11 protein-coding genes and 1 pseudogene are annotated in these 11,007 nt (G+C 67.3%); 8 read left to right on the top strand and 4 right to left on the bottom strand.

Features of this window, described 5'->3' with window-relative positions; all coding sequences use genetic code 11:
• Positions 1–352, top strand: a pseudogene (locus WBV89_RS17920) (SAM-dependent methyltransferase); the annotation flags it as partial.
• Positions 353–458: 106 nt separating this feature from the next.
• Here the strand turns inward: WBV89_RS17920 and WBV89_RS17915 are convergent.
• Positions 459–1,373, bottom strand: coding sequence for an alpha/beta fold hydrolase (locus WBV89_RS17915; RefSeq protein WP_423982694.1), 915 nt, complete (start codon positions 1,371–1,373; stop codon positions 459–461).
• A gap of 182 nt (positions 1,374–1,555) precedes the next feature.
• Here WBV89_RS17915 and WBV89_RS17910 point away from each other — a divergent pair, with 182 nt between their 5' ends.
• From WBV89_RS17910 to WBV89_RS17895, 4 genes are all read left to right on the top strand, one after another.
• The gene (locus WBV89_RS17910) at positions 1,556–2,497 is read left to right on the top strand and encodes a 2-hydroxyacid dehydrogenase (protein WP_423982693.1); all 942 of its coding nucleotides are present in this window, start codon (positions 1,556–1,558) and stop codon (positions 2,495–2,497) included.
• Positions 2,498–2,605: 108 nt separating this feature from the next.
• Entirely contained in the window at positions 2,606–3,028 is a 423-nt protein-coding gene (locus tag WBV89_RS17905) for a PPOX class F420-dependent oxidoreductase (protein ID WP_423982692.1), read from the top strand.
• 42 nt (positions 3,029–3,070) lie between these two features.
• Positions 3,071–3,679, top strand: a complete 609-nt coding sequence (locus tag WBV89_RS17900) for an RNA polymerase sigma factor (RefSeq protein ID WP_423982691.1) — start codon at positions 3,071–3,073, stop codon at positions 3,677–3,679.
• On the top strand, positions 3,676–4,857 hold the full coding sequence (locus tag WBV89_RS17895; RefSeq protein ID WP_423982690.1) for a hypothetical protein: 1,182 nt from the start codon (positions 3,676–3,678) through the stop codon (positions 4,855–4,857). The genes WBV89_RS17900 and WBV89_RS17895 overlap by 4 nt, the downstream gene beginning before the upstream one ends.
• 46 nt (positions 4,858–4,903) lie before the next feature.
• On the opposite strand, the gene WBV89_RS17890 is transcribed toward WBV89_RS17895, so the two are convergent.
• On the bottom strand, positions 4,904–5,884 hold the full coding sequence (locus WBV89_RS17890; protein WP_423982689.1) for an isopenicillin N synthase family dioxygenase: 981 nt from the start codon (positions 5,882–5,884) through the stop codon (positions 4,904–4,906).
• 20 nt (positions 5,885–5,904) lie between these two features.
• Positions 5,905–6,390, bottom strand: coding sequence for an Lrp/AsnC family transcriptional regulator (locus WBV89_RS17885; protein WP_423982688.1), 486 nt, complete (start codon positions 6,388–6,390; stop codon positions 5,905–5,907).
• A 159-nt stretch (positions 6,391–6,549) separates the two neighbouring features.
• On the opposite strand from WBV89_RS17885, the gene hppD reads away from it, so the two are divergent.
• The 3 genes from hppD to WBV89_RS17870 are packed head-to-tail and all read left to right on the top strand — an operon-like array spanning position 6,550 to position 10,176.
• A complete protein-coding gene (gene hppD, locus WBV89_RS17880; protein ID WP_423982687.1) occupies positions 6,550–7,668 on the top strand; it encodes a 4-hydroxyphenylpyruvate dioxygenase in 1,119 nt (372 codons plus the stop codon).
• Positions 7,665–9,014 carry a fumarylacetoacetase gene (gene fahA / locus WBV89_RS17875; protein WP_423982686.1) on the top strand — a complete coding sequence of 450 codons (1,350 nt, stop codon included), beginning with the start codon at positions 7,665–7,667 and terminating at the stop codon, positions 9,012–9,014. The genes hppD and fahA overlap by 4 nt, the downstream gene beginning before the upstream one ends.
• Before the next feature lies 1 nt (position 9,015).
• Positions 9,016–10,176 (top strand): homogentisate 1,2-dioxygenase, encoded by a 1,161-nt coding sequence (locus WBV89_RS17870; protein ID WP_423982685.1) that lies wholly within the window; start codon positions 9,016–9,018, stop codon positions 10,174–10,176.
• On the opposite strand, the gene WBV89_RS17865 is transcribed toward WBV89_RS17870, so the two are convergent.
• Positions 10,160–11,007: phenylalanine 4-monooxygenase (locus WBV89_RS17865; RefSeq protein ID WP_423982684.1), on the bottom strand; the 848-nt coding region annotated here is incomplete at its 5' end. The two genes, WBV89_RS17870 and WBV89_RS17865, sit on opposite strands and share 17 nt — an antisense overlap.

Genomic DNA, 11,007 nt, shown 5'->3' with positions numbered 1-11,007 from the left:
TGCGATCGAACTCACGTCGGCTGCGGCTGCCGCGGCCGGTGTCGACGAACGGGTCGACGCTCGCGTGGTCGACCTCGACCTCGGGATCGACCCGACGTTGGGAACGTTCGACGTGATCGTGTGTCAGCGGTTCCGTGCGGTCGATCTCTACCCCTCGTTCGTCGAGCGAATGGACGACGGTGGGATCTGTGTCGTGACGGTGCTCTCACGAACCGGCACCGGATCGCCCGGACCATTCCACGCTCCGTCGGGTGAGCTCCGGTCGGCGTTCACCCGGCCCGACATCGAGCTGCTGGTCCACGTCGAAGCGGACGGCCAGGAATCGATCATCGCCCGTCGCACCTCCCGCTGAGCACTCTCCCCCGCCCACAACCACCACCCAGCAGCGATCTCGTGAACTCCTCCGGCGCTCCGTGCGCGAACAGTTCACGAGAACGACGGCAGGGTGCGGCTGGGCGTCAGGTGGTGCCGTCGGGATGTGCCAGCAGGATCTCGCGCAGCGTCTGATCGTCGGGCCCCGGATCGGTCGTCCCCATGAAGTCGAGCAACGACGCAGCGAACGCCTCGGGTGCCTCGACATGCGGGAAGTGGCCGACGTCGGGGAGGATCTCCAGGCGGCTGCCCTCGATCATCTCGTGCGCCGCATAGGCGTGCGCCACGGGGATCACCCCGTCGCGATCACCCCAGACGATCATCGTCGGGACGCGCGCGGCCAGGTACAGCCGGTCGCTCGCATCGACGGTCTGCCCGCCCGGTTCGATCACGCCGCGCATCGTCTTGACAAACGCCTGACGATTCTCTGCACCGGCGAGCGACGCATAGGCGCGCCACATCTCGGCGAGGCGCGCGGAGCGGATGTTGCGGCGACCGAGGAATCGCCCCACTTCGTTCGCCCGATCGATCACCGGCTTCGGGATCCCGATCGGCATCAGGTACTCGGCGCCCGGGAGAGCGAGAAGACGAAGCAACGCGGACACCTGTCGTCCGAGTCCACCCGATCCGACGAGCACCAGCCGATCGATGAGTTGCGGATGCTGATACGCGAGTTGCATCGCAACTCCCCCGCCGAACGAGTGTCCGACGATGGTCGCGCTGCGGACGTCGAGCACCGCGAGGAAGTCACGCAATCCGCTCGCGAACGCTCCGAGTGAATAGTCACCCCGCGGCTTGGCCGACTCGCCGTGGCCGAGCAGGTCCGGAGCGATGACGTCGTAGTCGACGGCGAGCGCCTCGATGACGCCATCCCAGGTCTTGGAGCTGCCGGCGAGGCCGTGGATCAGCAGGATCGTCTGCTCGTTCTCGCGCCCCGCACGGCGGTAGCCGACCTCGTGCCCGTGGATCGTCACGTGCTGCAGCGGTCTGCGGGAGCCCATCGTCGAAGTATCGCAGCATCGCGCCGAACTCCGGTCGTGTGCGCCTCGCTGTTGCGAGAGCGTGTCGGTGTGATTTCCCCGATCCTGGGCACGACGTGGCATCGTGGTCACCCAGTGGACCCCGTTGTGGAGATCGGAATCGCCGAGTGAACGACAGCACCGCCCCCCGGCCGAGGATCGTCGTGACCGGCCGCATTCCCGAGCCGGCGCTCGGTCTCCTCCGCGAGGCCGGACAGGTGTGGGCCTGGGACGGGGACGATCCGGTCCCGATCGACGTTCGTGATGCACAGCTCGCCGACGCCGATGGCGTCGTCACCCTGCTCTCGGATCGGGTGGACGACGGTTTCCTCGACGCTGCACCACGAGCTCGGATCGTCGCCAACGTCGCCGTCGGCTACAACAACATCGACGTCGCGGCGTGCACCGCCCGCGAGGTGCGGGTGTCGAACACACCCGGCGTCCTCACCGACGCCACCGCTGATCTCACCATGGGGCTCCTCATCGCCGCTACCCGTCGGCTCGGCGAAGGCGAACGGCTCATCCGTTCGGGCACCCCGTGGAAATGGGGGATGTTCATGATGCTCGGCACCGGCCTCCAGGGCCGCCGACTCGGCATCGTGGGCATGGGTGGGATCGGCACGGCGGTCGCCTCTCGTGCTCGCGCCTTCGGGATGGAGATCGTCTATCACAACCGCACGGCGGTCGCCTCCGACATCGAACAGCTCCTCGAGGCGCGCCGGCTGCCGTTGGACGAACTCCTCGCGACCAGCGACGTCGTCTCGCTCCACTGCCCGTACAGCGACGAGACTCATCACCTGATCGATGCTGCGGCGCTGGCCACCATGCGCCGGTCCGCGTATCTGGTCAACACCGCACGCGGCCCGATCGTCGACGAAGCAGCTCTTGTCGACGCGCTCGACGACGGGCGAATCGCAGGTGCCGCACTCGACGTGTTCGAGAACGAGCCCGACGTCCACCCCGGTCTCGTCGACCTCGACAATGTCGTTCTCGCTCCCCATCTCGGCTCCGCGACCACCGAAACCCGCACCGCCATGGCCGAACTCGCGGCGCGCAACGTCATCGCCCTCCTCCGCGGCGACGAGCCCCCGACCCCCGTCAATTGATGCCCAACTCGTGAACAGTTCCCGCGCTCCGTGCGCGAACAGTTCACGAGATCCCAGGGCGGCGGGTCGGAAGGGAACAGTGCGACCGCCGTCGGCGTTGCAGCAGGCATGCAGATCTCCGACGCCATCGAATTCGTACGCGAGCACCGCAACGGCATCCTGATCACCGAGAAAGCCGATGGACGGCCCCAATCGTCCAACATCGCCTACGTGGTCGACGACCACGGACGGATCGTCATCTCGGTGACCGACGGCCGCGCCAAGACCGCCAACCTGCGCCGCGCGCCGCGCGCATCGCTACACGTGAACCGCGACGACTACTGGGCCTACGCGGTCGTCGAGGCCGATGTCGACATCTCTCCCGTCGCGGCCGACCCAGGTGACGCGACCGTCGATCGACTGGTCGAGTACTACCGCACCCTCGCCGGCGAACACGATGATTGGGACGACTACCGGGCGGCCATGGTGGCCGACGGCCGGCTCGTGCTCACGCTCACCCCGACCCATGCGTACGGGATGACCAACCGCTGACGCAATACAGCAGGCACCTCCGGAAACTGGCAACATGCGTCGGTGCCCTTGACCGGAGCAGCGGCGGCCCGCCTGTACGACGACCACGTGGTCGCCGTCCACGCGCTCATCGCTCGACGGGTCGGCCCGTCCACTGCGCCCGCGATCACATCCGAGACATTCGAGCTCGCACTGCGCACCTGGGACCAGTTCGACAGCGAACGCGGGACGGAGCGCCTGTTCCTCTACGGAGCCGCCACCACCACCCTGCGTCGCCACGCCGAAACCGAACGGGCACATCTGCGGTCACTGCGTATCCCGACCGGACGGTCCGTGCGCTCCATCGACGATCCGCTGTTCTCGACGGCGGGAGACGATCGCCCACGCGCCCGCGTCGTCGAACACGAGTCGAACAACGATCTCCTCGGTGCCGAGTCCGACGACGATTCCACCCCCATCTCGACCGTGCACGACGATTCCGACACCCTCGACGGTCGTGTGATGCGCGCGGTCGCAGAACTGGACGCCGACGACCGCGACATCGTGTTGCTCTCGATCTGGGAATCCTGTTCGCAGAGCGAGATCGCCGAGACGCTGGCGATGAGCGTCGGAAACGTCCGCTCGTCGCTCGGTCGAATTCGCCGGGAACTCAAACTGTCGGCGGGCGGATGAACGTCTTCAACACCCTCTTCGCGGTCCGCCCCGAGGTCGACCCGATGCCGATCGCCGAACGCAGCCGCATCCGTGAATCGCTGTTCGGCGTCGGCCACGACGACACGACACGCACGGTTCGCGCGCGGTCCGAGAGCGGAGCCGTCGTCTCGACCGCTCCGCACGGCACACGCGCGATACCGCCTCGCCCGAAACGATCGATCATCGATTGGGTTCGCCGCGGCGCCGGTCTCGTCGCCGTGATCGCGGTTGGAGTGGTCGTCTGGTCGCTCCTCTCCGACGATGACGCCAACGATGCCGCGGAACCGACCGAACAGGCCGTGGGTTCGGCGACGGAGTCGACCGCGTCTCCGACGACCACCGCAACGAAGCTCCGGACGCCCGTCACCGCCAGCGCGTCATTGCTCGTGCCCGAGGAACAGATCGGTGTCGACGAGGTCGAGATCGCGCCGTCGACCCCCGGGGCGAGCACGATGCTCGTGTCGATGCCCGATGGTTCGTCCCTCTGGGTGGCCGAGATCGACGGTGACCCAGCGTCCGTGGATGGTCTGGAGTTCGACGTGGTCGGCTCGATCGGTGTGGGCGTTCCGACCGACCCTCCCGAGGGCGCCGCGCCGACGTATCAGTTCTTCATCCCGTGCGGTTTGGCGATCGCGAGCGACACGCCAGGAATGGCCGTCGCCCGACCCGAGGTCACCACGCTGTTCGAGTCGATGTCGATCGACAGCGGCGCGAGGATCGAAGCAACGTTGCCCGAGGGCTACTCGGTGCTCGACATCGGCGACGGTCAGGACTCGTACACCGCCCAGTTCCAGGTCCCCGTCGACGGAGCGACGGCAACGGTACGACTGACCCAGATCCCGGATGGCGCGCTCGGCCAGCTGACCTTCGGTGGACGCCAACTCGAATCGACCACGTTTCTTGACCAGCCCGCGTTCGTGGACGCGGCACCGACCGATCCCGATCTCGTCAGCCTCTTCTGGCAGGACGCATCGACGGTGTTCAACCTGAGCAGCACCGAGTTGGATGCCGACGGGCTCGCCTCGTTCACCGAGACGCTCACCGCAACGACCCCGGAAGAATGGTCGGAGCGGTTCACGACACCGGCGCCGCCGCAGCCCACGCTCGAATCGACCTGCACACCGCAGCCGACCTTCGGCCCGACGCTCAACCCCTGATCATCTCCACCGGCCGGACGGACGTACCGGCCGGGACGGGTTTCGTTCAGGCCTCGGACGCGTTCGACCCGGAAGACGCAGCGACGAGGTAGTCACCGATCTGGGTGTCGGCGGCGCCGAGGTCGGCGAAGTTGTCATCGGTGCGGGCTCGCATGAACGCCCGCCATTCGAACGACCGGTACAGCGCGGCTCCCTCGACCAACTCATCGATCGGCTCGATCACGGCATCGCGCGCCGGGTGCAGGAAGTACGGGATGCTCATCCGAGCGGTCTCGGTCATCGGAACGACCCGATGCACCGCCGCCCGATAGCGATCATTGGTCCACACCTGCACGCTGTCGGCAAGATTGACCACGACGGTTCCCGGCACCGGATCGACGTCGATCCACTCTCCGTCTCGGGAGCGCGTCTGCAGCCCACCCGTGTCGTCCTGCAACAGCAACGTCACCACCCCCGGATCGGTGTGGTATCCGAGCGCGGATTCACCGAGGTCGCGCAGCCCGACCCGCTCCTCCTCGGGAACCGGATCACCGACCGGGTAGTGATTCAGTCGAACCGAACTGTTCGAGCGAGCACCACCGAATCGCAGGCCGTCCCCGGGATCGAGCCCGAGCCCCCGATGGACGATCTCGACCGCAGTCGTGGAGAGCTCGCTGAAGGCATCGTAGAACTCGGTCATCGTCGATCGGAATCCGGCGAGACCGTTCGGCCAGCGGTTGAAGCCGTCGGCCACCGTCGACGCCGGGTCGGTGAAATCGAAGACCTCCTTGGCGTCCCGTCGGCGCTTCGTCAGCTCGCGGTCGTACCATCCGAGCGGGTTGTCGCCATCGCGTTCGACGGCCAGTCGGACGGCGCGGCCGGCTTCGAAGAACGAGCGCGCCGCCGCCCACGTCCGCGCGACGACGTCGTCGAATCCATGTCCGGTGATGAGGAAGAAGCCGTGGTCTCGACATGCGGTGTCCAGCGCGTCGAGTTGGCCGTCGAGCGGCCGGCTGACGTCGATGACCGGGACGTGCGGAATCGCCATGGACCCAGTTTGACCGAGGATCAGGAGACGTGCGAATCGCCGTCTGATGTCCCCCGCGCGACGAGGTCGGCAATCGAACGGTCGATCGCCGTGTGGAGCGCAAGTTGCGTCTCCGTGCGGGTGATTCCAGGGAGCGCGAGGATCCGCTGGAGCACGTCGTGGAGATGATCGTTGGAGCTGGCGACGACGCGGAGGTGGAGGTCGCCCGGTCCGGTGACCGCGTGGACCTCGAGGACCTCGGCGATCGGTTCGAGCCCGGCGATGATCTGCTCGTCGCTCCCCTGGGCGATCTCGAGTGTGGTGAATGCGAGGACGCCGAATCCCGCGGCGGGCGCAGCGACGTCGGGACCGAACCCCGTGATCACCCCGGTACGGGTGAGGCGTTCGACGCGCGCCTGCACCGTCCCGCGGGCGACCTCGAGCCGACGAGCCATCTCGACAACGGCGAGATTCGGGGAGGACCGCAGCAGACCGATCAGCCGTGCGTCGAGCGCATCAATGGACATGGTGACCAGTTCTGAGCATCATCGCCCACTCAGACTAGTCACTCTGACCATTCATCGATCGATCGCTTGCACAAATAGGGCAGCAGCGCGACCATGCGACAAACCCCATCACCCACCCCACACCTTGGAACACCGACTCTCCGCCATCGAAGGATCGACATGACCACACTCGACCAGACGACCACCGTTCCCGCCTCGCTGCTGCAGGGGTGGGACTCGATCGAGTTCTACGTCGGCAACGCCCGGGCGACCGCCGGCTTCCTCACTGCCGCATTCGGCTTCCGGGTCACCGCATACGCGGGACCGGAGACCGGCCGAAACGACACGGCGTCATATCTTCTCGAACAGGGCGACATCCGTTTCGTCGTCACCGCCGGACTCACGCCGTCGTCGCCGATCTGGGGCCACGTCCGAGAACATGGCGACGGCGCTCAGGATCTCGCGTTCGTGGTCGACGATGCGACCGCGACGTACGAGTCCGCGATCTCCCGCGGAGCCACCTCCGCGCGCGAGCCGTACGAGTTGACCGACGACCACGGGACGCTGCGACTTGCCGCGATCGGAACCTACGGTGAGACGAAGCACACGTTCGTCGATCGGAGCGACTACCACGGGTCCTACTGCCCCGGCTTCGTGACAACCGGACTCCCGCCCGAACCGCGTGCCGAGCCGGTGGGGCTGGAACGCATCGATCACGTCGTCGGCAATGTCGAGACCGGCAAGCTCGACGAATGGGTCGCGTTCTACGAGGACGTGATGGGCTTCCGCCAACTCCGCCATTTCGACGAGCACCAGATCGCCACCGAGTACAGCGCGCTGCGCTCGACCGTCGTCACCAACGACTCGGGCGTGACGATGCCGCTCAACGAACCCGCCAAGGGCCTCAAGCGCAGCCAGATCCAGGAGTACCTCGACACGTATCGCGGACCGGGCGTCCAACACATCGCCCTCGGCACGAGCGACATCGTCCAGGCGATCGGCGCGTTGAGGTCGCGCGGCGTGCGGTTCCTCGAAGCGAACGCTGAGTACTTCCGCGACGTACGCCAGCGACTCGCGTTCCTCGACCTTCCGTGGGACGCTCTCGAACAACTCGGCATCCTCGTCGACCACGAGAGCGACGGGCACCTTCTGCAGCTGTTCACCGAGCCGATCACCGATCGGCCGACGGTGTTCATCGAGATCATCCAGCGCGGTGGTGCGACCGGCTTCGGCGAGGGGAACTTCAAGGCGCTGTTCGAGTCGATCGAGAGAGAGCAGGACAAGCGGGGCAACCTGTGACCGATCGGGACCACGACGCGCGCACCTGGGTGGACGTCCCGCCGGGGTCATCGTTCCCACTGCACAACCTGCCGTTCGGAGTCGCGCGTCGTGCCGACGGTTCGGTCGGCGCGTTCGTCGCGATCGGCGACCAGGCGCTCGACCTCGGGCGCGCAAGTCGATTCCTCGTCGGCACTGCTGCGGCCGACGGACTCCTCGACGACGCTCAGACACTCAACCGGTTCGCCTCACTCGGGCGGGCGGCGCACGGCGAGGTGCGCGACCGCATCGGCGAACTGCTCATCGATCGGTCTGCACGCGCCGAGGTGCAACCGTCGCTGGTGGCGATCGACGACCTGTCGATGATGATGCCGGTCGCCGTCGGCGACTACGTCGACTTCTACTCCTCGCTGCACCACGCGACGAACCTCGGCCGGCTGTTCCGCCCCGACGGCGACCCGCTCCTGCCGAACTGGCGCCACCTCCCGGTCGGCTACCACGGTCGCTCCGGCACGATCGTCGGCGACCACGCGACCATCGCCCGACCCCACGGCCTCCGATACGCCCCATGCACGTCGGTGCCAGGCACCAATGTGCATGGTGCCGGGGATCGAGTGCTGGCCGACGGGCCGACCGAGCAACTCGACATCGAATCCGAGGTGGGCTTCATCGTCGGCGCCGCGTCCGCTCACGGAAATCGGGTCGCGCCGGCCGATGCCGACGCCCACCTGTTCGGAGCCTGTCTCGTCAACGACTGGTCGGCGCGCGACATCCAATCGTTCGAATACCAACCGCTCGGACCCTTCCTGGGGAAGAGTTTCGTGACGTCGATGTCACCGTGGATCGTGACGCTCGACGCGCTCGACGATTTCCGGGTCGATCCGCCGGAACAGGATCCACCGGTCAGCGAGCACCTGCGGACCACCGGTCCCACCGGGTTCGACCTGAACCTCGAGGTGCTCCTCCAATCCGCGACGATGCGAGAGCGTGGGATCGATGCGATCATGATCAGCGAGGCCGGCTTCGCCGACATGTACTGGACACCGGCGCAACAGCTCGCCCACATGACCTCGAACGGCGCCCACCTCCGACCGGGCGACCTGTTCGCATCCGGAACCGTGTCGGGCCCGACGCCGGGCTCGGAGGGCAGCATGATCGAACTCACCCGGCGAGGCGAGCGGCCGATCGAACTCCCCGACGGCTCGCAGCGGGCGTTCCTCCACGACGGCGACACCGTCACGTTGCGCGGCTGGGCCGGTTCGGATCCCACTACCCGCATCGGGCTCGGATCGGTCACCGGAACGATCACCGCGTCGAGGACTGCGGACGCGACCATGCACGACCACCGCACGCACGAGGAGCACTGAGATGCCGCACTACCGCCAACTGGGACACGTGCCGCCCAAGCGCCACACTCACCACCGCGATGAGGCCGGGCACCGATACGCCGAGGAGTTGATGGGCCAGGAAGGATTCTCGTCGAGTTCGTCACTGCTCTACCACCGCAACTCGCCGTCCGCGCTCGTCGCGATCGAGGACGTGGACACCCCCGACGCGTCGGCGACACCCGACGCGCCGCTCACACCTCGACACATCCGCACCGGTCAGCTGTCGGTCGATGCGGCGTCCGACATGGTGAGCGGACGCCGACCCCTCCTCGCGAACGAGGACGTCGGAGTCGCGTGGGTGGTCGCCACGACCGACAGCGGGTTGTACCGGAATGCGATCGGCGACGAGTTGGTGTTCGTCCAGGACGGCGCCGGAACACTCGAGTCCGTCTTCGGCCGACTCGACGTGGGGGCCGGGGACTACGTGGTGGTCCCCGCGGCGACGACTCACCGGTGGACGATTGGCGACGGTCCGCTGCATGCGCTCGTCATCGCCAGCCGCGGTCACATCACGCCTCCCGAGAAGTACCTCTCCAGGTACGGCCAACTGCTCGAGCATGCCCCGTACTGCGAACGTGACCTGCGCGCCCCGACCGAGTTGATCGACGTCGACGGCGGCGACGCGGCCGTGCTCGTCCGCAACCGTGGCGGATGGTCGCGTCACATCCATCGGAACCACCCGTTCGACGTCGTGGGATGGGACGGTTGCGTGTATCCGCACGCGCTCAACATCGCCGACTTCGAACCGATCGTCGGCAGCATCCATCAACCGCCGCCGGTGCACCAGACATTCGCGCTGCCGGGTGCCGTCGTCTGTTCGTTCGTGCCGAGACTGTTCGACTTCCATCCGGATGCCGTGAAGGTCCCGTACCACCACGCGAACACCGACTCCGACGAGGTGCTGTTCTACTCGGCGGGCAACTTCATGAGTCGTGCCGGGACCGGGATCGACGTCGGTTCGATCTCGTATCATCCCGCGGGCTTCGTCCACGGCCCGCAACCCGGAAGCGTCGAAGCGAGCCTCGATGCGACCGCCACCGAGGAGGTCGCCGTGATGCTCGACACCTTCGCTCCGCTCCGCGTCACCGATGCGGCGCGCGATGCGTCGGACGACGGCTACCCGTTCACATGGGCGCGGTGAGCAGCTGGTCGACCGACTCGTCGCTCGCTTCGGCGAAGAAGCCGCCGACCAGGTCGAGCACCTGCGCGAGTGACTCTCCGGCGAACAACACCGGCTGGTACTCGTCGATGTCGTAGCCGATCCGTCCCATTCGAACGAGGTCGAGCGGACGGATCTCCGCGTGACCGCCGAACCATTCGAGTTCCCCCGGCGAGCTGAGCAGACCGGCCCCGTATGCGCGCACGCCCGGACCGTGCTCCGTGTCTTGGCGGACGACGCCGAACTCGGCACTGAACCAGAACACGTCGTAGATGAACTGCCGCTGGCGGTCGCCCTGCACCCGTCCGACCGCCTCGCCGGCGAGGCGATGGAGTTCCGCGATCTCGGGACAGGCGAGACAGTTCGCGTGGCCGATCACCTCGTGGATCACGTCGGGCTCGGGCGTGTAGAGCGGCGAACCCTGCCACCGCACGTACTGCGTCGAGGAGAAGATCCCGCGGGCGAGCGCTCCGAAGAACTCGTCGCTCGGAACGAGACCCGCCACGGCGCAGTAGCCGAATCCGGTGAGTGGCCGGAGGGCGGCGTCGACCTCTGCCAATTGCGGGAGGCGGTCGGTCGGGAGTCCGAGTCGGTCTCGAGCGGCGAGGACTTCGGTGGCAGCGAATCGCTCCCAGAGAGGGCCGAGCGTGGCCGACACCGTGGCCCACACCGCGTGTTCGGCATCGGTGTAGTCGATGTGTGCCAGCGGGCGGTCGGGTCCCGCCGCGCGGGCGGCGATGGCCCGCCGACGCTCCCAGTAACTCTCGGGCGGCTCACCCTCGCCCGTCGTGGTGACCGCCGCGGGGCTGGTGG

Source organism: Ilumatobacter sp. (genome assembly GCF_049588435.1).
Classification (GTDB): Bacteria; Actinomycetota; Acidimicrobiia; order Acidimicrobiales; family Ilumatobacteraceae; genus Ilumatobacter_A.
The sequence above is the reverse complement of the archived record's forward strand: the minus strand, read 5'-3'. Positions and strand labels throughout refer to the sequence as shown.

Bases quoted from the DNA above. Each gene is read 5' to 3' on its own strand.
- WBV89_RS17890 (WP_423982689.1), bottom strand. From the start codon at position 5,884: ATGGCGATTCCGCACGTCCCGGTCATCGACGTCAGCCGGCCGCTCGAC.
- WBV89_RS17905 (WP_423982692.1), top strand. From the start codon at position 2,606: ATGCAGATCTCCGACGCCATCGAATTCGTACGCGAGCACCGCAACGGC.
- WBV89_RS17870 (WP_423982685.1), top strand. From the start codon at position 9,016: ATGCCGCACTACCGCCAACTGGGACACGTGCCGCCCAAGCGCCACACT.
- WBV89_RS17885 (WP_423982688.1), bottom strand. From the start codon at position 6,390: ATGTCCATTGATGCGCTCGACGCACGGCTGATCGGTCTGCTGCGGTCC.
- hppD (WP_423982687.1), top strand. From the start codon at position 6,550: ATGACCACACTCGACCAGACGACCACCGTTCCCGCCTCGCTGCTGCAG.
- WBV89_RS17915 (WP_423982694.1), bottom strand. From the start codon at position 1,373: ATGGGCTCCCGCAGACCGCTGCAGCACGTGACGATCCACGGGCACGAG.
- WBV89_RS17895 (WP_423982690.1), top strand. From the start codon at position 3,676: ATGAACGTCTTCAACACCCTCTTCGCGGTCCGCCCCGAGGTCGACCCG.